Annotated in this window: 16 protein-coding genes; 13 read left to right on the top strand and 3 right to left on the bottom strand. The window is 50.7% G+C overall.

Going from position 1 to position 19,726, the window contains the following annotated elements; genetic code table 11:
- The first annotated feature begins 16 nt into the window (after window positions 1-16).
- The 11 genes from P2G85_RS01670 (at window position 17) to P2G85_RS01720 (ending at window position 12,936) form a co-directional block, all read left to right on the top strand.
- Window positions 17-1,813, top strand: coding sequence for an FAD-dependent oxidoreductase (locus P2G85_RS01670; RefSeq protein ID WP_275862363.1), 1,797 nt, complete (start codon window positions 17-19; stop codon window positions 1,811-1,813).
- Window positions 1,810-2,580, top strand: coding sequence for a (Fe-S)-binding protein (locus P2G85_RS01675; protein WP_275862364.1), 771 nt, complete (start codon window positions 1,810-1,812; stop codon window positions 2,578-2,580). The genes P2G85_RS01670 and P2G85_RS01675 overlap by 4 nt, the downstream gene beginning before the upstream one ends.
- Window positions 2,581-2,605: 25 nt before the next feature.
- On the top strand, window positions 2,606-3,283 hold the full coding sequence (locus P2G85_RS01680) for a TVP38/TMEM64 family protein (RefSeq protein ID WP_275862365.1): 678 nt from the start codon (window positions 2,606-2,608) through the stop codon (window positions 3,281-3,283).
- A gap of 232 nt (window positions 3,284-3,515) precedes the next feature.
- On the top strand, window positions 3,516-4,661 hold the full coding sequence (locus P2G85_RS01685) for an ABC transporter substrate-binding protein (protein WP_275862366.1): 1,146 nt from the start codon (window positions 3,516-3,518) through the stop codon (window positions 4,659-4,661).
- Between the two features lie 9 nt (window positions 4,662-4,670).
- Window positions 4,671-6,380, top strand: coding sequence for a thiamine ABC transporter permease (locus tag P2G85_RS01690; protein ID WP_275862367.1), 1,710 nt, complete (start codon window positions 4,671-4,673; stop codon window positions 6,378-6,380).
- Complete coding sequence (locus P2G85_RS01695) at window positions 6,346-6,993, top strand: ATP-binding cassette domain-containing protein (protein WP_275862368.1); 648 nt, start codon at window positions 6,346-6,348, stop codon at window positions 6,991-6,993. Before P2G85_RS01690 ends, P2G85_RS01695 begins: the two co-directional genes overlap by 35 nt.
- Complete coding sequence (locus P2G85_RS01700; protein ID WP_275862369.1) at window positions 6,986-7,606, top strand: CDP-alcohol phosphatidyltransferase family protein; 621 nt, start codon at window positions 6,986-6,988, stop codon at window positions 7,604-7,606. The genes P2G85_RS01695 and P2G85_RS01700 overlap by 8 nt, the downstream gene beginning before the upstream one ends.
- A gap of 133 nt (window positions 7,607-7,739) precedes the next feature.
- Window positions 7,740-8,216, top strand: coding sequence for a glycine zipper 2TM domain-containing protein (locus tag P2G85_RS01705; RefSeq protein ID WP_275862370.1), 477 nt, complete (start codon window positions 7,740-7,742; stop codon window positions 8,214-8,216).
- 226 nt (window positions 8,217-8,442) lie between these two features.
- On the top strand, window positions 8,443-9,972 hold the full coding sequence (gene norR, locus P2G85_RS01710) for a nitric oxide reductase transcriptional regulator NorR (RefSeq protein WP_275862371.1): 1,530 nt from the start codon (window positions 8,443-8,445) through the stop codon (window positions 9,970-9,972).
- Between the two features lie 174 nt (window positions 9,973-10,146).
- Window positions 10,147-11,808, top strand: a complete 1,662-nt coding sequence (hcp, locus tag P2G85_RS01715) for a hydroxylamine reductase (RefSeq protein WP_275862372.1) — start codon at window positions 10,147-10,149, stop codon at window positions 11,806-11,808.
- A gap of 84 nt (window positions 11,809-11,892) precedes the next feature.
- Window positions 11,893-12,936 (top strand): hybrid-cluster NAD(P)-dependent oxidoreductase, encoded by a 1,044-nt coding sequence (locus P2G85_RS01720; protein WP_275862373.1) that lies wholly within the window; start codon window positions 11,893-11,895, stop codon window positions 12,934-12,936.
- A 337-nt stretch (window positions 12,937-13,273) separates the two neighbouring features.
- Here the strand turns inward: P2G85_RS01720 and P2G85_RS01725 are convergent, their stop codons facing one another.
- From P2G85_RS01725 to P2G85_RS01735, 3 genes are all read right to left on the bottom strand, one after another.
- A complete protein-coding gene (locus P2G85_RS01725) occupies window positions 13,274-14,206 on the bottom strand; it encodes a class I SAM-dependent methyltransferase (protein WP_275862374.1) in 933 nt (310 codons plus the stop codon).
- Window positions 14,207-14,237: 31 nt separating this feature from the next.
- Window positions 14,238-14,930, bottom strand: coding sequence for a TIGR01621 family pseudouridine synthase (locus tag P2G85_RS01730; RefSeq protein ID WP_275862375.1), 693 nt, complete (start codon window positions 14,928-14,930; stop codon window positions 14,238-14,240).
- Window positions 14,931-15,122: 192 nt separating this feature from the next.
- Window positions 15,123-16,556 carry a sodium-dependent transporter gene (locus P2G85_RS01735; protein ID WP_275862376.1) on the bottom strand — a complete coding sequence of 478 codons (1,434 nt, stop codon included), beginning with the start codon at window positions 16,554-16,556 and terminating at the stop codon, window positions 15,123-15,125.
- Between the two features lie 375 nt (window positions 16,557-16,931).
- On the opposite strand from P2G85_RS01735, the gene cls reads away from it, so the two are divergent.
- Window positions 16,932-18,386, top strand: coding sequence for a cardiolipin synthase (gene cls, locus P2G85_RS01740; RefSeq protein ID WP_275862377.1), 1,455 nt, complete (start codon window positions 16,932-16,934; stop codon window positions 18,384-18,386).
- Between the two features lie 99 nt (window positions 18,387-18,485).
- Window positions 18,486-19,691, top strand: a complete 1,206-nt coding sequence (locus P2G85_RS01745; RefSeq protein ID WP_275862497.1) for a cystathionine beta-lyase — start codon at window positions 18,486-18,488, stop codon at window positions 19,689-19,691.
- Window positions 19,692-19,726: the final 35 nt, after the last annotated feature.

Here is a 19,726-nt window from a genome sequence, read left to right on the forward strand (position 1 = left end):
CCGGAACTAGTAATCAATGAATAAAGTAATTTTTAGCCAGAAGCTATATGACACCGCTCAGATGATCGTTGATGGCTGTATGGGTGAGGCCGATCCGGCATGCCAAACCGCTTGCCCTATGCACACCGACGTTAAACAGTATGTCCACATGGCGGGCAAAGGCGACTTCCACGGGGCACTCAATGTCATTCGCAGTAAGCTGTTCCTGCCACAAACGCTAGGTCGCATCTGTGCTCACCCTTGTGAAGCCTCTTGTCGTCGTAACACCGAATTCGGCCAGCCGATCAGCGTTGCGGGCATTAAACGTTTTGTCGCGGAAAAACTAGATAACCAAGAACACTGGGATCTGAATATCGCACCGCTGACGAACAAGCACATCGCAATCGTTGGGGCAGGCCCTGCTGGGGCTCAAGCGGCAATTGAGCTGCGCCGTCAGGGGCATGAAGTCACCATCTACGAAAAGCTTAACGTCTATGGTGGCATGATGCGTGTGGGTATTCCTGAATATCGTTTGCCACGCGACGTGATCGATTTCGAATACAACTATCTGGCGATGCTGGGGGTTAAAACTCGTTTTGGGGTAGAAATCGGTAAAGACATCAGCTTCGAAGCATTACGTAACGATCACGATGCTGTGATCCTCGCACACGGAGCCCACATCGGCTCAATCATCCCTCTTCCGGGCCACGACAACGATGGCGTGTTCTCAGCAGTGGAGTACTTGAAAGAAATTTCCGAAACCCGCCAGTTCCCCCGCGCCGGCAAACGCGTGATGGTAATTGGTGGTGGTGACGTTGCGATGGACTGTGCGCGCTCTTCTTGGCGTATCGGTGCGAGCGAGGTCTACCAGTGCTCTCTGGAGAGCATGGAAAACCTACCGGCCAGCCAAATCGAAATCGACGAATCTCTTGAAGAAGGCGTGGCGTTTAACGCTGGCTGGGGTCCGGTTGCTATCGAACACAATGACGGCCGGATCACCGGCATCACGATTAAGAAAGTACTGTCTATCTTTGACGAGCAAGGCAACTTTGCACCGCAATACAGCGAAGAAAGCAAAACCATGGCGGTTGATACCGTGGTATTCGCAACCGGCCAAGTCGTGGCTGACATCACCGGCGGCGCACTCGAGCAAACTCGCGGTGGCCGTTATGTTGTCGACAAACAAACCCTGGCTTCGAACCTGGAAGACGTGTTCGTCGCCGGTGACGCGTGTGGCGGTAACATCGTCATTGAAGCGATGGCTCTGGGCCGCAAAGCCGCGATGAGCGTGGAACGCTTCCTGACGGCTCGCCCACTCAGCGAAGATCGTGATTTCGAGCAAGAGTACAGCCACCCATCTCGTTTAGATGTACCACTGCCAAAAAGGACGGCAGATACCCCTCGCCTACACGGTAAGTTGCGTGACGCGCAAGAGCGTAAGCAAGATTTTGCCCAAGTGGATTTAGGCTTTACAGAAGAGCAAATCAGACAAGAAGCATCCCGCTGCCTGCAATGCAGCTGCAAGCTGTGTATGAACGAGTGCATCATGATGAACGATTTCAGTGACTGCCCGAAAACCATCTTCTCTGACTTCGTCAACAACCAGTCGATGGATGCGCTACTGGCTTACTCATGTAACGCCTGTGACCAGTGCACCATCGTGTGCCCGAAAGATTTCCCGATGAAGGAACTGTTCCTTGGCGCACGTGCGGACTTTGTTAAGGCAAATAACGGTGAATCCCCAATGCCCGGTCACAAAGCGATCAACATGCACCAGAAGCTGGGCTTCTCAAAAATCTTCACTATGGCAAAACGGGCGGTATCGACAAAATGAGTAATAAAGTATTTATGCCAGGATGCAGCTTGCCATCCTACTCACCAGAAGGCGTAGCTGCAATTGCGAGCTACCTAAAACAAGTATTCCCAGACATGGGCGCGGTACAGAAATGCTGTGGTAAACCAACCGCTGCGATCGGCCAGACGGACAAGTTCAAACAGCGTTATGGCCAGCTACAAGCAGACTTCGACAAACTGGACGCACAAGAAGTGATCGTCGCGTGTCAAAGCTGCTATGGCATGATCAAGAAATCAGGCGGTACGCAAAAACCGGTTTCTTTATGGAAGCTACTGCCTGAAATTGGCTTGCCAACAGAACTGCGCGGCAAAGCAAAACACAGTGACGTAGTGTTCACCATTCACGACTCTTGCTCTACCCGTTACGAGAAAGAGCTACAAGATGGCATCCGTTGGGTCTTAAATGAGCTGGGCTACAAAACCTCGGAGCCAGAACACACACGCGAAAACACGCGCTGCTGTGGTTTTGGTGGCATGGTGGTACCAGCCAACCCGGACGTTGCAACGCGCGTTATTAAGCGTCGTGTTGAAGAGTTCGAGACAGACCACGTAGTGGTGTACTGCTCGGCCTGCCGCGCATCGATGATGGGCGTGGGTACAAAAGCGTGGCACATCCTGGATCTGATGTTTGGCCCGGTCATCATGCAAGGTGATGAGTCACCAGTAAACGTACTGGCAAGCCCGGTGAAAGCTTGGTTCAACCGCTACAAATCAAAAGCGGGCCTGATCAAGTGTATGTCTGTTTAATAACCGTTTAAGTGAAGTTTATCTAATGAAATTCGTAAAAATTGCTCTTATCGTAGCTGTTGCCGCTATCGCCCTGTTGGTAGCAAAACAGACTGGCATCCTTGAGATCATCACAGACATCAAGAGCCTACAGGAATGGATCGCAGGCTTTGGTGTATGGGGCTATGCGGTATTCGTCGCCGCGTTCGTGTTTGCTTGTGTGTTCCTGCTGCCGGGTAGCGCGTTCACCATCGTAGCCGGTATCGTCTTTGGCCCGATCAAAGGCGCTATTCTGGCCCTGTTCTCTGCCACACTGGGAGCGGTAGCGGCGTTCATCGTCGCGCGTTTCCTACTGCGTAATACCATCATGAAAAAATTTGGCGACAACCCGATCTTCCAGAAAATCGACGACGGTGTCGCTCAAAATGGGACCAGCTTTCTGATCCTGACTCGCCTGGTACCGGTTTTCCCTTTCAGCCTGCAAAACTATGCCTACGGCCTCACCAGCCTGAAGCTGGGCACCTACGCACTGGTATCTCTGCTGACCATGGCACCGGGCGCATTCATCTTCGCTTATATGGCGGGGGATATCGCGACAAACGGTGTCTCAGCCATGCTACTGGTCAAATTTGCGGTAGCGGGCCTTGTATTGTTTGGCATGTCTCTCATTCCGAAATACATCGCCAAGAAAAAAGGCATCAACATGGAAGAATTAGCCAAATAACCCGGTCTATCCATTACGGATATTAAAAAGAGTGCGGCGAACCGGAAGTCGCACTCTTTCACTTTGCTTTATGTTGGTAGTAATTAGCTGAATTGATTGATGAATCCATTTGGGATTCAGATTGATAATAATTAGGGATGAATTACTATCTTTAGGAGGGAAAGGAGTTATCCGCCTGCAGAAATGAGCAACTCCTGAAATGAAAATAATTAAAAAGTAACACGGATCGCGTATGAAAAAGCTACTGAGCACCATCGGCATTCTGGCCACCACGTTCACCACTGCCTCACTCGCCGAAGACTGGCAGCAAATTGAGCAACAAGCCGACGGCCAGTCGGTTTATTTCCACGCATGGGGTGGCAGCCAGGAAATTAACCGCTACATCCAATGGGCAGGCAAAGAGCTGAAATCACGCTACAACGTGACTTTAAATCATGTCAAAGTCACCGACATTTCTGAAACCACCACCCGATTAATCGCGGAAAAAGCCGCAGGAAAAAACAGCGGTGGCAGCGTTGACATGGTTTGGATCAACGGTGAAAACTTCAAGTCCATGAAAGACAACCAGCTATTATTGGGTCCTTTTGCAACAGCATTACCAAACTGGAAATATGTCGACCAAACTCTGCCGGTGGATGTGGATTTCTCTGAGCCCACCGAAGGGCTGGAAGCGCCCTGGGGCATCGGACAACTGGTGTTCATCCACGATAGCCAAACGTTACACAATCCACCACGTTCATTTGCCGAGATGCTGAGCTACGCCAAAGCGTTTCCCAATCGTCTCACCTACCCTCGCCCCCCAGAGTTCCACGGTACCAGCTTCATCAAAGCGCTGCTGATAGAACTAACCAACAACGATCCGGCCTTACAGCAGCCCGTTGCAGAAGAGACATTTCTTCCGCTAACCCAACCGCTCTGGCACTACTTAGATCAATTTCACAAGGTGGCCTGGCGCGGCGGCAAACAGTTCCCTGCGGGAACCGCAGAAACGCAGCAGTTGCTCGATGATGGTCAAATCGATTTGGCGATAACATTTAACCCAAACGCTGTGTTCTCTGCCCAGTCAAGTGGCAACCTGGCAGACACTACCCAAGCGTACGCCATGGATGCCGGCGCACTGTCAAACATTCACTTTTTGGCCATCCCCTGGAACGCTAACGCCAGTGCCGGGGCGAAAGTGGCCATAAACTTTTTGCTGAGCCCGGCCGCCCAGTCGCGTAAGGGTGACATCAATATCTGGGGCGATCCTTCTGTACTAAACCGCCAGTACCTGACCGGTACGGCCAAAAACACCCAACAGTTCAAATCTATCGCCGAGCCACACCCAAGCTGGCAAGTGGCGCTGGAAAGAGAATGGTTGAAACGTTATGGGAATTAGCACAAACCTATGTTAAGAGCGCTGTATCTGGTCATCATCGCCGTTTGTATTTTACCTACCATTCCGGGGCTGCTTGGCGTGGTGGTATCTTCACTCGGTTATTTGCCGCCTATCGGCCTCAATGAGCTCTCTTTAGATGGGTTCTATGCCGTATTTGAGTGGCAGGGAGTATGGAAATCCATTGGCCTGACGATCTATTCGGCAATTTTCAGCAGCTATCTTGCCTGCATGATCACCTTTGCGATATTGCAGTCTAGCTGGCAAACCCGTTTTTGGCGCAAAGTTGAGCTTAGCCTATCGCCCCTGCTTGCCATGCCCCATGTCGCCTTCGCGATCGGTTTTGCTTTTTTGTTTGCCCCCACCGGTATGGGCGCGCGGGTTTTGCACCAACTGTTCGGTTACGACCCCAATGCTCAAACTGTCAATGATATGGCGTTACTGGTGAAAGACCCTTATGCGCTGGGCTTAATCATCATGCTAGCGCTCAAAGAAGTGCCATTCCTCCTGCTGATGAGCATCCCGGTACTGCAACAGCTGAGAGTGAGCAAAATCGAAAAAGTCAGCCATGCGATGGGCTATAGCTCTGCGCAGGCGTGGTGGAAATGCATATTCCCGCAGTGGCTGGCAAAACTGCGCTTTCCGATACTGGCGGTAATGGCCTACAGCTTGTCGGTGGTTGACGTTGCCCTGATCATCGGCCCGACCAACCCTCCCACCTTTGCGGTTCTGGTATGGCAATGGTTTAATGACCCTGATTTATCCCTGTTACCACGCGCAGCGGCAGGCGCGGTGATTCTATTTACTATCGCCAGTGTGCTGATTGGCTTTGCCCGCTTGGTTGAGTGGTCACTTACCAAAGGCTACCGGCGCTGGCAGTACTCCGGGCGAGGCGGCGCCGCTCTCCCGGGCAAAACACTGTTTTCCCTCATCACCCTGCTGACACTGGTGATGGTACCGTTAATGGTGGTCTGGAGTTTCGCTCAACGCTGGCGCTTTCCTGATTTGTTACCCAGCCGCTATAGCCTGCGCTTCTGGCAGTACGAATGGCACAGTATCCTTGGGACATTAGAGCAAAGTATGTCCATTGCCTTCATCAGTGCAACGATAGCCTTGATTCTGGCTTTGATCGCCCATGAATACCGGCTGCGTTACCGCTGGCAGGTACCGGGCTACATCATTGCCGTGCCGATGCTGATCCCCCAGTTGTCCGTGCTGTTTGGTATGCAGGTTGCCGCACTCTATCTAAACAATGGTGCGTTCTTCTTTTGGGTGTGTTGGGCACATGTGTTCTTCGCGTTCCCGTTCGTTTACTTATCATTGGACGGGCCATGGCGCAGCTTCGATAACGGATTGACTCAGGTAGCATTGAGCCTTGGTAAATCACCACTGCAGGCCTGGCTGAAAGTAAAACTGCCAATTCTGTTACCCGCCATCGCCTTTGCTTGGGCGGTCGGCATGAGCGTAAGCTTAGCGCAGTACCTGCCGACGCTGGTACTCGGGGCAGGCCGGATCAGTACCATTACAACCGAAGCCGTCGCCCTTTCCAGCGGCTTTGACCGCCGTGTAACCGCAATTTACGCAATTTGGCAGGCACTGCTGCCGTTTATCCTCTTTTCTTCAGCGATTCTACTGAGCCACTTTCAGGTTAAGTATCGTCGGTTATCTATTAAAGGTTTACTGTTTAATGAGTCTCTGTCTCAAAAACCTCGCCATCCGTAAGACCAATGGCGATACGCTGTTTTCTGCTTTTGATCTGACCGTGGAAAAAAGCGAAATTGTTACTCTGATGGGCCCGAGCGGCTGTGGTAAATCAACCTTGTTGGACGCGATTGCCGGGCACCTGTCTGCTGAATTTGATTATTCCGGTGCTATCATTCTGAATGGCAGGAAACTCGATACCCTTCCTGCGCACAAGCGCCAGGTCGGCATTCTGTTTCAGGATGATTTACTTTTCCCTCACTTAACCGTGTGGGAAAACCTGGCGTTTGCCCTGCCCGATAGCATTAAAGGGACTGAGCGTAAAAAACATGCCATGCAGGCGCTAAAAAACATCGCCCTGACCAAGCTTGCGGAGTCTTTCCCAGATCAGATATCCGGCGGCCAGAGAGCTCGGATCGCCCTGACCCGCATGCTGCTCGCCAGGCCCGAAGTGGCGCTGCTTGACGAGCCCTACAGCAAACTTGATAAAGATCTTCGGGTTCAGTTTCGTAACTGGGTCGTGGAACAGTTGCAACAGGCCAACATTCCTGCCCTGATGGTCACTCACGACGAGGAAGATGTCCCTGAAGGCAGCCGCTGCCTGAACTGGCCATGGGAGACAAACCATGCTTGATAGCCTGAGCATTAAGCTGATCCGCTGGCCGCTGACCCAAAGTGCAAAAATCATCGACAAATGCGGAGGCACCGCAAATCAAACCACCCTGCTCGGATTTGCACTAGGCTGCTTAGCATTACCGGCACTCATTACCCAGCATTATATGCTGGCACTGGCTTTTATTGTGCTTAACCGGATCTGTGATGGCTTAGATGGAGCACTGGCCCGAATCCAGGGCATAACCGATGCCGGTGGATTTCTCGATATCAGTTTAGATTTTCTTTTCTACTCTCTGATCCCGTTCGGATTTGTGTTAGCCAATCCGGAGCAAAATGCGATCGCTGGTGCGTTTCTGATTTTCTCTTTTGTCGGGACCGGCAGCAGCTTTCTGGCTTTTGCCGTTATGGCGGGCAAACGCGGTATCGAGAACCCGATCTACCAGCATAAATCGCTTTACTATATGAGCGGACTAACCGAAGGTACCGAAACCATTGGCTGTTTTATCGCGTTTTGCTTATTCCCCCAGCATTTTACGGTGATCGCCTATATCTTCGGGGTGGCCTGCTGGTTTACAACCTTTACCCGGATTTACTCTGGCTTCCACACCCTAAACGCGCAACAGGGTCAATAGCCGGCCTCAAAGCAAGAGACCACCTTTATCCGTTAATTGACGGTTTCCCTGTCGCGCACTTCAACCGCATGCTCGCGGCGAAAAAGCCGCTGAACTTCTATACTGTTTGAGTAGCACAACATGCGGAGGTTACATGGCACATTACGTCAACTTGCCCATTATTCTGGTACTTTCTATTGCGTCTCTGATCGGATGTACATCGCCAAACCCCTATGGGGATGCCTATGGTTCATCTGAAACCCGCACGATTCAGCAAGTCTACTACGGCACGGTAGAAAAAGTCGCTCCCGTGACGATTGATGCATCGACTCAAACCAACACCATTGGTACGGTGGCCGGTGCCGCCATTGGGGGGATATTAGGCTCTAAAATTGGTGGCGGTTCAGGCTCTGACATCGCAGCAATTGGTGGCGGGCTATTGGGCGGATATGCCGGTAGTAAAACCGCAGCTGAGGTGGGCAAACGCAATGGCGTCAACCTCACCATTCGCTTAGAAGATGGCAAGCTCATCTCTGTCGTTCAAGAGGCAGATCCCAACATGGTTTTCCAGCCAGGCCAGGCCGTTCAGGTGAACGTCGCAGGTGACAACGCAAGGGTTGTTCCGCGCTGACAAACGCCGCGACTCAGTTCAGTAGCAGATCAGATGTTCATCGCGCACATCTGATTGCTGCCAGCACTTGAGCAGAAGCACCTAACGCTGATTGCCTTTCCTTCCGTACCAGGCCCGGTGCATCGGCTGATCAGCGTCAATAAAACAACAATAGCACCTAAGTTTTGATGTATAAATAACATCATCCTGTTAGCATGACCGGGATTTCTATGCTGTCAGGTATGCTATGTCACCAACTCTCGATCACGTTTTACTCAATATCGCGCTTAATTTGAGTTCAAACCGCTCCTACGAACAACAATATCAAAGCCTGATTAATGGTGTTGCCCAGGTCTTCCCTTGCGATGCCAGTTGCCTGTTTGTCTTTGATGAAGATGGCTTCCTGACCCCTGTCGCGGTAAAAGGCTTGACATCCGCAGTTCTGGGCCGGCGCTACTTTCCCAAAGCCCACCCACGTCTGGACACCATTATTCAGAGCCGTATTCCGGTACGCTTTGATGCTGATTGCGCCCTGCCCGATCCGTTTGATGGCAACTTACTCGGCGATGACCAGTGCATTGATGTGCACGACTGCATGGGGTTTAGCCTGTATGTCGAAGGCCAACTGGTTGGCGCGTTAACCATGGATGCGTTAGCCATAGGGGCGTTCGACGACATTGACCCAATCACAATAGAAACCTTCGCCGCGCTGGCCGCAGCAACGCTGCGTAACATTGCCCAGCTGCGCGCCCTGAAAGCACAAAACCAAAAACAGAAAAGCGTCACCCAGACCCTGATCCAGCAAGCCCGCTCTCAACATGGCGAAATGATCGGCTTAAGCCCGCAAATCAACCAGCTACGTAACCATATTGCGACCGTAGCCCCATCGGATTACGCGGTATTAATCACCGGCGAAACAGGCTCTGGTAAGGAGCTTGTTGCCCATGCTGTCCATGCGCAGTCACATCGCAGCGACAAGCCGATGATTTACGTTAACTGTGCCGCCTTACCCGAAGGCTTAGCCGAGAGTGAACTGTTCGGTCACGTTAAAGGAGCGTTCACCGGGGCAAACAACCATCGTGCCGGTAAATTTGAACTGGCTGATGGCGGCACCATCTTTCTTGACGAAGTCGGTGAGCTGCCATTGATTTTGCAGGCAAAACTGCTGCGGGTGATCCAGCAGGGTGAGTTACAGCGCGTCGGCAGCGATGCGCATCTGATGGTTAACGTTCGCATCATTGCGGCGACCAACCGCCAGCTGGAAAAGGAAGTCGAGGCCGGCACATTCCGCGCAGACTTGTTCCACCGCCTGAATGTGTTTCCAATCAAAGTACCACCGCTGCGCGCACGCGAAGGCGACATTCCGGTTTTAGCCGGCTATTTGCTGGAGAAGGTCCGCCAACAATTTAATGCACCCAACCTACACGTCCATCCTAAGGTATTGATGCAACTGGAATCGCTGCCCTGGCACGGGAATGTCCGCGAGCTAGAACACACTCTGACAAGAGCCGCCCTGCATGCGATCCAGCAAGGCGCCGGCACCATCATGCTCAGCCACGTTGATACGCCTGCGGCAGTTGATGATGTTAAAAACACATCAACCCACCTACCAAGCGAAAGTCAGCCCATGCGCGAGCTCGTTGAAGCGTATCAAAAAGACTTAATTGAACATGCGTTGCGCCAATCTAATGGAGTTTGGGCCAAGGCGGCAGCGTTTTTACAGATGGATCGCGGCAATTTATACCGTATGGGCAAAAAGCTCGGCATCAATAAATAACCATCCCTCAGCTTGCGATGTAGTTTGGACATCAACACCGTTGTCCAAATCACATCAATCGTCTTAACTCAAACAAAATAAACCTATACATTTCAATAAGATAACAATTGGCACGCATTGTGCTCTCTAGTGCAAAACAAAACAACTATGATTACAACCACTGGAGAACCCAATATGTTCTGTATTCAATGTGAACAGACTATCCAAACCCCTGCTGTTAAAGGCTGTTCTTTCGCACAAGGTATGTGCGGCAAAACGTCAGAAGTCTCCGACCTGCAAGACGTGTTGGTTTACACGCTGCAAGGGGTTTCATTTTGGGCATCAAAAGCACTTGAATTTGGCATCATCAAAGATGAAATCAACCAATGGGCACCGAAGGCATTCTTCTCAACCCTGACCAACGTTAACTTCGACCCGCAGCGTATTCTGGAGCTGACCTCACTGGCGGCAACCTACAAAGCAATGCTTAAAGATCAAGTCATCACCGCTGCAACACTTGCCAATGAGAATATCTCAGAGGTTCCGCCAGTAGCTGACTTTGAGCTGCCAACCAACGCGGAAGCGATTTTGTCGTTTGCTCCTCAAGTAGCGGTGAACCGTGGTAAAGACCAACTCCATGAAGACGTGATTGGCCTACGCCTGCTCTGCCTGTACGGTCTTAAAGGTGCCGCCGCCTACATGGAACACGCGCGTGTGCTTGAGCAAACCAACAACGACATTTACGCGGAATACCACGAGATCATGGCGTGGCTAGGCACTGACCCTGAAGATCTAGGCGAGCTACTCGATTGTTCTATGCGCATCGGCCTGATGAACTACAAAGTGATGGAAATGCTAGACCAAGGCGAGACTGCCACCTTCGGTCATCCAGAACCTACAACGGTTAACGTCAAGCCAGTAAAAGGCAAATGTATTCTGGTTTCGGGCCACGACCTGCATGACCTGGAAAAAATCCTCCAGCAAACCGAAGGCAAAGGCATCAACGTTTACACCAACGGTGAAATGCTCCCGGCGCACGGCTACCCCGAGTTGAAAAAATACGCTCACCTGGTGGGCAACTACGGCAGCGCGTGGCAAAACCAGCAGAAAGAGTTCGCCAACTTCCCGGGCGCAATCGTGATGACGTCTAACTGTCTGCTCAACCCGAACGTGGGCCAATACGCAGACCGTCTGTTCACGCGCAGCATCGTAGGCTGGCCGGGCGTGGCACACATTGAAGGCGATGACTTCAGCCAGGTAATTGAATGCGCGCTGGCTCAAGAAGGTTTCCAATACGATGAAATCGAACACAGCATCACGGTTGGTTTTGGCCGCAATGCCCTGATGAACGCAGCGCCTGCGGTTATCGACCAGGTGAAGCAAGGCAACATCAAACACTTCTTCCTGGTTGGCGGTTGTGACGGTGACAAGGCCGAACGTAGTTACTACACCGACTTCACCGCTGAAGCCCCAGAAGATACGCTCATCCTAACGCTGGCTTGCGGTAAGTTCCGCTTCAACCAGAACACATTTGGTGATATCAACGGTATCCCTCGCCTATTGGATGTCGGCCAATGTAACGATGCTTACTCAGCGATCCAGCTGGCGCTGGCGTTAGCGAAAGAGTTTGACTGTGACATCAATGAACTGCCACTAACGCTGGTACTGTCCTGGTTCGAGCAAAAAGCAATTGTGATTCTACTGACGCTATTCGCACTTGGTGTAAAAGGCATCTATACCGGTCCGACTGCACCGGCATTCCTGACACCAAATCTAATTGCCATCATCCAGGAGAAGTTCGACATGCGCAGTATTGGTAACGTCCAGGATGACCTAAAAGCTATCCTGACAGCGTAACTGACACACATTTAATACGCCCCCCTAACCGGGGGCGGCTTTATGTAATTAACTGTAGAAATAGCCACAACCAAAGAGATTGTTATGTTTTTTGAATGGCAAGGCAGTCAACCTGTCACGTTACGCTGTGTTGATAAGTACCATGAAACCGCAGACGCAGTGAGCCTCAAACTGGCCGATCTATCTGAATCATATCTATTCGAATTTAAAGCAGGCCAGTTCATTAACCTTGGCGTCGAGGTGGATGGCAAGATGGAATTTCGTGCTTACTCTCTGAGCTCACTATCTGGTGACGATTGCCTGCAACTGACCATCAAGCGCGTCGACGGCGGTAAGGTTTCCAACTACATCATCGATCAGCTACTGATTGGCGATACGGTTAAAGCGCTACCACCGACGGGAGAGTTTAACTGCATTGATCACCCGCCAATTGCCCATCAAGGCAAACGGAAAGCGCTACTGATCAGTGCAGGCTGCGGTATTACGCCTGTATTTGCCATGGCCAAACAGTGGCTGATCAACGGGCAAGGTGTCGATATTGAGTTCTTGCATATTGCCCGCTCGCAACAAGAAACCATCTACTTGGATTTGCTGGAAACGTACCATTCTGTCTACCCTGATTTTAACTTGAAGTTGTTACTGAAAAATCGTGGGACAACTTTGCATCCAGAGGGTCGATTAAATCCAACTTGGCTGCAAGCCCTGGTGCCCGACTTTAAACAGCGTACCGTGTACCTGTGTGGCCCGAACCAGTTCATGCAGGATGTGCAAGGTTACTTAAGTGATCTTGGCTTTGATATGGCGAACTTCTATCAAGAGAGTTTTACCCCTGCGGCGAGAGAAGAATCACAGGTGTCCGACGAAACCGCGAGCGTATCGGTTCCGGACTTTGCTCAAACCATCGATGCACAGAAAGGGCAAGTATTAGCAGACGCACTCGAAAGTGCCGGATTACCACTGATTATTGCCTGTCGCAGCGGTATTTGCGGCTCTTGTAAGTGTAAAGTGCGCCAAGGTAACGTATCTTCCACCAGCCAGGAAACCTTAACCCCAGAAGAGATAGAACAAGGTTATGTGCTGGCGTGTTCTTCTACTATTGAATCTGATCTTGAAGTACAGATTGGTTAATACCAATCTGGATAAGTAGGTGTTCAGATAATTGCGCAGGAAAAATCGCTTAGAACAAGGCGTAGATTTCGGTTAACTAGTTATTCTGACAGCCAAATCTACAACACAGTTAGCTGCGTTTATAACTAGCATGAATGATCAGAGACTTATATTGATTGGTATTGCTGTTGTCTCATGCCAGATGTAACGCCCGCTCACCATTATAAAGGCGGTGTGCTCGGCTAATTTTCGGCGTTTGACTGCGGTGTCGAAGTGCAGATAAGTTAAGATTCAGGGTTAATAAACGAACATTAAAAAGCGCCGGTAAAAGGCGCTTTTTGTTTGCCGGTGAATCGTTCTAGCTGAACAGCAGAACTTTCAGTGCCGCTTCACTGTCCACATCCATAAACTCCGGCGGGTTGTCCAAACGCTCGCGGAACGTTAGCTCTGGCGCTTCTTCCTGCATGCTTTCAATCAGGAAGTCACTGGTTACTGACGGCGAGTTCACACACGCCAGCACCTGACCACCTTCGGCCAGCAAATCTGGTAAACGACGCAGGATCTTTTTGTAGTCTTTGGTCAGGGCAAAACTGCCCTTCTGGAATGATGGCGGATCGATGATAATCAAGTCATACTCACCCGCTTTCTTGATCTTACCCCAGGACTTAAAGATATCATGCCCCATAAAGCTGACCTGGTTGATATTGTGACCATTCAGCTTATGATTTTCGCGACCTTTAGACAATGAAGCCTTCGCCATATCGACGTTCACCACTTTGTCTGCCCCACCCTCAATGGCCGCCACAGAAAAGCCACAAGTGTAAGCAAACAGGTTAAGTACGTTTTTATGCTTCGCATTCTCACGCACCCAATCACGACCGTAGCGCATGTCCAGAAACAAGCCGAAGTTCTGGTTGCGACCGATATCCAACTGGTATTTCAATCCGCTCTCTTCCACGACAGGCCGGGCATCTAACTCACCCAGCAGCACTTCTGAAGGTGCACCGTCGGCATAGCGGTGTTGAATTACGATCGTACGACCTTGCTTCTCAGCCCACAACGCTGACTCAGATAGCGCGATCAAACCACTATTCAGCCCGGTCAGGAACGCTTCATCCACTTCTTTAAACAGGTTGATGATCAGTTGCCCTTGTAACCAGTCACAAGTGATTTGCTCTAAGCCTTCGAAGCGACGGCCCCGACCGTGAAACAGTCGACGAATTTCATTAGGAGCCTGTGTTAGCTCCGCTTCTAGGTGCTGGAAAAACAGCGGAAGTTGTGATGCTTGCATCGAATTCTCTTATTGGTTTTCTTTGTGACGGTTATTTGATCGTAGGCCAGTTCAAATTCCACGGCGACAGCCAAGTGTCCAGGCCTTGGGAGACGCTGTCACTATGCCATTTACTGCCAAGTAACGCGTGCGCACGCGGGTCGCACACAAAGCGATAGTCTTCATCTTGGTATTGGAAACACAGTGAAAACGCGTGAAGATAACCACGGTCGGCTTCATTACCCGCATTATAGATTGGATCACCAACAATCCCTGAACCCACGGATTTCAGCGCCACACGGATTTGGTGTGTCTTGCCGGTATGCAGCTTACACAAGAACAGGCGCTCGCCCGGCTCTGCGGCGAGCGAGAAGAACTGCGTAATCGCCGGATTCTGTTTGCTGTTGAGCAGTTTCCACGAGGCGCGACGAGAACGCTCCATATCTCCGATCACCAGGCCCTGCTTCTTCTTGGGCTTTTTCGCACCAATCGCCAGATAGAATTTTTCTACCTGACGATCGGCAAACGCCCGAGATAACACACTCGCCGCTTGCGCATTACGCCCGAGGAGCAATATACCAGACGTCATCTTGTCAAGTCGGTGGATCAGATACAACTGCTCATCCCCGCTCTGCCGGGCCACTTCTTGCAGCAACATGGTGTCACCATCGTCTTTGTGAACTGAGACGTTGGGGTGCTTATTGATGATCAGAAAATCTGGATGGGTATGTAGAATGTCGAACATAAAAAACTGGCTCCACGTTTGGAGCCAGAAGTATACCGATTCTAACCAATTAGGCGAGCTTAAACTTACCCAGTTTAGGTTATTCCACCAGCCCTGTACTCGGATATGTCAGCCTACGACCCATATGCCCAGAAACAAAAAAGCGAGAGCCTTTGTCGGGCTCTCGCTTGTTGTTAAAAAATGTAGTTAGGGCTACAGTTTCTTCGAAAACAGTCCGGCCAGACCGATGATCGCAATACCCAGCACCATGATTTCACCTTTGCCACTGTCGAAACCCGACTTGATGCCCATGAAAGCCACGATAGCAATGGCGACAGGGATAACGTATTTAACCAGGTTGTACCACAGGCCGAACAGCGGGAATGAAACTTCACCATCATTGGTAATCTCTTTTTCAAGATCTGAGCGGTTCAGACGCCAGCCCGCGAAGATACACACCAACATACCACCAACCGCAAGGAAGATCTTATCGGTCAACAGGTCAAAGATATCAAACGCACCGGTATCGAACAGTGTTGGTCCTACTCCGCCCAGTGACAGAGATGCGAACACACATAGCGCTGCCATCACCACACTTGCAGACAGTACCGCGACCGGACGCTTCATGCCCTTCTCATCGATGAGGTAAGACACCACCACCTCCAGCAGAGATACCGATGATGTTAGTGCCGCAACCGTCAGACCGATAAAGAACATCAGCGCAAACAGCAGGCCAATCACGCCGCCCATTTCAGCGAATAGCTGAGGAACAACAACGAATACCAGGCCCGGACCTGCCGCAGGCTCCATACCGAAGGCGAACATCGCCGGGAACATCGCCACACCAGCCAGGATCGCAACCCCGGTATCCATCGCCGTCACCATAGCGGTTGTCTGAACCAGATTCTCTTTCTTCTTCAGGTAAGAACCGTAAGTCATCATACAGCCCATACCCAGACTCAGAGAGAAGAATGCCTGGCCCAGGGCCGCTAACACGACATTACTGTCGACTTTAGAGAAATCAGGCATAAACAGGAACTCAAGACCGGCCATCGCACCCGGCAGTGTCAGACCTTTCACTGATACGATAATCAGGATAAGGAATAGAAGAGGCATCAATACTTTACCGGCCTTTTCAATACCGCCCGAAATTCCTTTCATAACAATCAGAATGTTAAGGAACAGGTAGATACCCATCCACATCAGTGGTTGTAGTGGATTAGAGATGAAGCCACCGAAGCTGTCTCCAATCGCTTCTGGAGCACTTAACAGGCCGCCACCGACTTTAAAGATGTAAGCCAGCGCCCATCCGCCAACCACAGGATAGAAACCCATGATCAGCAGGCCACTGAACACACCGATCACCCCGGTAAAGGTCCAGCGACGGTCAGTCGATTTAAACGCTCCCACAGCCGAAAGGCCTGTTTTACGGCCAATAGCAAACTCGGTGAGCATGACGCTAAAACCGATAAAAATCACAAAAACCAGGTAAATTGCCACGAACGCCCCGCCGCCGCTCTCACCTGCAGTGTAAGGGAACTTCCATATATTACCTAAACCGACAGCGGAACCCGCTGCTGCCATAACGAAGCCCAGTTTAGACCCCCACGTATCACGTGGTGCTGTATTTGTATTACTTGTAGCCACGCTTTGTCTCCAAATGTAATGTCATGTTGTGTTTTAAAAAGAGATAGGCGCCTAAAATATGTGCGTGTAAACTTATATGTACACTTTATGAAAAAATGGTATGACGCTCTATGTCTGGCAAGTAAAGCAGTTTCGGTTTAAAATTGGAACCCTGAAAAGTATATTTATCGCACAACTGTCTAATCAAGCACGTTAAGTGCTGTTTTTTTGCGCAAATGTTACAATTTGCTCCATTCGATGAGGCATATGCAACAGATATATCTGTTCCCTTAACAATAATTAGTACTTGTTCACCATTTGGTCAAGTATGAAAATTATTTCCCCCCGGCCTGTTTTACGCTTAATATCCTATAGGGCCTTTAACATTATGTTTCTATGGATAAGTTTTATCATTTTCTGACACTGGCCAGCATTGGCCTGTACTGGCTGCTGGTTGCCGGTGTCACCATCCGGGTGGTTTTAAAGCGTAGAGCTGTCAGCGTATCGCTCGCATGGCTGATGATCATTTATATTCTCCCGGTGCTTGGCGTTGGCTGCTACTTTCTGTTCGGTGAACTCAATTTAGGCCGTAAACGTGCCGAACGGGCGAAAGAAATGTTCACCCCTTTCGAGCAGTGGTTTAACCAACTCAACGACTGCAACGCACACATGCCTGAAACCATGGGACGGCATATTTACCGTATTGATGAACTGTGTAATAACCGGCTTGGCCTCCCCGCCTTAAGCGGCAACACTCTGTCACTGCAGCGCTCACCCGATGAGATCCTCCACTCTGTAATTCGTGATATTGAACAAGCGGAGCACAGCATTCGCATGGTGTTCTATATCTGGCATCCCGGCGGACTAGCAGATGCTGTAGCCTCAGCTCTTATTCAGGCCGCCAAGCGAGGGGTCGACGTTAAACTTCTGCTGGACTCTGCAGGCAGCCCACGATTTTTCAACAGTCCTTGGCATCGCATGATGCAAGATGCCGGTATTGAAGTGGTGCAGGCACTGGAAGTCAAAATGTGGCGTATGTTTCTGCGCCGGTTAGATCTGCGCCAGCACCGTAAGATCATTGTCATTGATGATGAAATCGCTTACACCGGCTCCATGAACCTGGTCGACCCGGCGTATTTTAAACAGAGCAGCGGCGTTGGGCAGTGGATCGATATCATGGTGCGCATTACCGGCCCGACGGTTAATGTATTGAGCGCGATTCACTGTTGGGACTGGGAGGTAGAAACCGGTGAGCGAATGTTACCCAAGCTACCAGAGTGCCAGTTGGATAGCTGTTCCCCGCAACACCCAATCCAGGTGGTGCCTTCTGGCCCTGGGATGCCGGAATACCTTATCTATCAGGTTCTTACATTGGCGATCAATCAAGCCAATCAATCGGTGCGGATCACCACGCCTTACTTTGTCCCAAGTACCGACCTGCTGGAAACGCTGAAGATGACCGCCCAGCGAGGCATCACTGTTGAGTTGATCATCCCGCACAAAAACGACTCCACGATGGTGCAGTGGGCATCGCGCGCTTTTTACACTGAGTTAATGGATGCCGGGGTCAAAATCTACGAGTTCTACGGTGGCTTACTGCATACTAAGTCGGTGGTGATCGATGAGGCATTCTGTTTGGTTGGTACAGTCAATATGGATATGCGCAGCCTGTGGCTGAATTTCGAAGTCACCCTTGCGGTTGATGATACCGAGTTCACCCACAAAATGTCGCAACTACAAGACAGCTATATCGCGCAGTCCTATCCGGTCAAAAAGGAAGAATGGGCCGAGCGTAGTTACTACTACCGCTTTCTTGAACGGACCTTTTACCTGTTTAACCCGTTACTCTAAGGTAGGACTTCAATCCCGGCTTATTTGCGCTTTCCACTTGCCAAGCGCACGTACTCCATGTTTTAAATAAAGAAATCGTAAATGAGACAGGGATTTCGTATGTCAGAAGGCAAGCAAACCAAACTTATCACCGCAGGACGGGATAAAAAATGGACCAACGGAGTGGTCAACCCCCCGGTTCAACGTGCATCGACCGTAGTATTCAATACCGTCGCAGAAAAACATCATGCCACCGTTAACCGGGCCAACAAAACTCTATTCTACGGCCGTCGCGGTACAACCACCCATTTTGCGCTCCAGGATGCCATGACGGAACTGGAAGGCGGCGCAGGCTGTGCCCTTTACCCTTGCGGAACCGCAGCAATATCAAATGCGATTTTGTCTTTTGTAGAGGCTGGTGACCACATTTTAATGGTTGATACCTGTTATGAACCGACCCGAGATTTCTGTGACAAAATCATGAAGAAAATGGGGGTTGAGACCACCTATTACGACCCGCTGATTGGTGAAGGCATACGTGAGCTGATTCAGCCAAACACCAAAGTGTTGTTCCTTGAGTCTCCGGGCTCGATCACGATGGAAGTACAGGATGTTCCGACTCTGGCTCGTATCGCTCATGAGCATGAGATTATCGTCATGCTGGATAACACCTGGGCGGCTGGTGTCAATTTCTCTCCTTTTGAACATGGCGTGGACATTTCAGTCCAAGCGGCCACTAAGTACATTGTCGGCCATTCTGATGTGATGCTAGGCACCGCCGTAGCCTCAACCAAATACTGGGACCAACTGCGCGAACAAAGTTACCTGATGGGTCAATGCGTCTCTCCCGATGATGCCTACCTGGGTCTGCGTGGCATTCGCACCCTGGATGTGCGTTTACGCCAGCATGCCGAAAACAGCCTGAAAATCGCCCAGTGGCTCGCGAACCGCCCGGAAGTGGATCATGTTCGCCACCCGGCGCTGGAGAGCTGCCCGGGGCATGAGTTCTTCAAGCGTGATTTTACTGGCGGAAACGGCCTGTTCTCGTTTGTACTTAAAACCTCTTACCCACGCGCAACCACCGCATTGTTGGACGGTATGAAACACTTCAGCATGGGTTATTCATGGGGTGGCTTTGAGAGCCTGATCCTGGCCAACGAGCCAAAAAGCTTTGACAGCTTACGTTCGGTTGCTCACCCGCACTTTGATGGCACGCTGGTGCGCATTCATGTTGGACTTGAAGATGTCAATGATCTGATCGCAGATTTAGAAGCCGGCTTTGCACGTTACAACGCCTTAGTACAGGAAAAAGAAACGTCTTTGTAAACCCGGCAAAAACCGTCTCCCAACCCCGCAATGCG

It is taken from the genome of Vibrio sp. CAU 1672, assembly GCF_029223195.1.
Lineage (GTDB): Bacteria > Pseudomonadota > Gammaproteobacteria > Enterobacterales > Vibrionaceae > Vibrio.

Excerpts from the sequence above, each read along its gene's own strand:
- P2G85_RS01670 (WP_275862363.1), top strand. The coding sequence starts at position 17 with ATGAATAAAGTAATTTTTAGCCAGAAGCTATATGACACCGCTCAGATG.
- P2G85_RS01685 (WP_275862366.1), top strand. The coding sequence starts at position 3,516 with ATGAAAAAGCTACTGAGCACCATCGGCATTCTGGCCACCACGTTCACC.
- P2G85_RS01680 (WP_275862365.1), top strand. The coding sequence starts at position 2,606 with ATGAAATTCGTAAAAATTGCTCTTATCGTAGCTGTTGCCGCTATCGCC.
- P2G85_RS01730 (WP_275862375.1), bottom strand. The coding sequence starts at position 14,930 with ATGTTCGACATTCTACATACCCATCCAGATTTTCTGATCATCAATAAG.
- P2G85_RS01745 (WP_275862497.1), top strand. The coding sequence starts at position 18,486 with ATGTCAGAAGGCAAGCAAACCAAACTTATCACCGCAGGACGGGATAAA.
- P2G85_RS01725 (WP_275862374.1), bottom strand. The coding sequence starts at position 14,206 with ATGCAAGCATCACAACTTCCGCTGTTTTTCCAGCACCTAGAAGCGGAG.
- P2G85_RS01700 (WP_275862369.1), top strand. The coding sequence starts at position 6,986 with ATGCTTGATAGCCTGAGCATTAAGCTGATCCGCTGGCCGCTGACCCAA.
- hcp (WP_275862372.1), top strand. The coding sequence starts at position 10,147 with ATGTTCTGTATTCAATGTGAACAGACTATCCAAACCCCTGCTGTTAAA.
- P2G85_RS01675 (WP_275862364.1), top strand. The coding sequence starts at position 1,810 with ATGAGTAATAAAGTATTTATGCCAGGATGCAGCTTGCCATCCTACTCA.
- P2G85_RS01690 (WP_275862367.1), top strand. The coding sequence starts at position 4,671 with ATGTTAAGAGCGCTGTATCTGGTCATCATCGCCGTTTGTATTTTACCT.
- P2G85_RS01720 (WP_275862373.1), top strand. The coding sequence starts at position 11,893 with ATGTTTTTTGAATGGCAAGGCAGTCAACCTGTCACGTTACGCTGTGTT.
- cls (WP_275862377.1), top strand. The coding sequence starts at position 16,932 with ATGGATAAGTTTTATCATTTTCTGACACTGGCCAGCATTGGCCTGTAC.
- P2G85_RS01695 (WP_275862368.1), top strand. The coding sequence starts at position 6,346 with ATGAGTCTCTGTCTCAAAAACCTCGCCATCCGTAAGACCAATGGCGAT.
- norR (WP_275862371.1), top strand. The coding sequence starts at position 8,443 with ATGTCACCAACTCTCGATCACGTTTTACTCAATATCGCGCTTAATTTG.
- P2G85_RS01705 (WP_275862370.1), top strand. The coding sequence starts at position 7,740 with ATGGCACATTACGTCAACTTGCCCATTATTCTGGTACTTTCTATTGCG.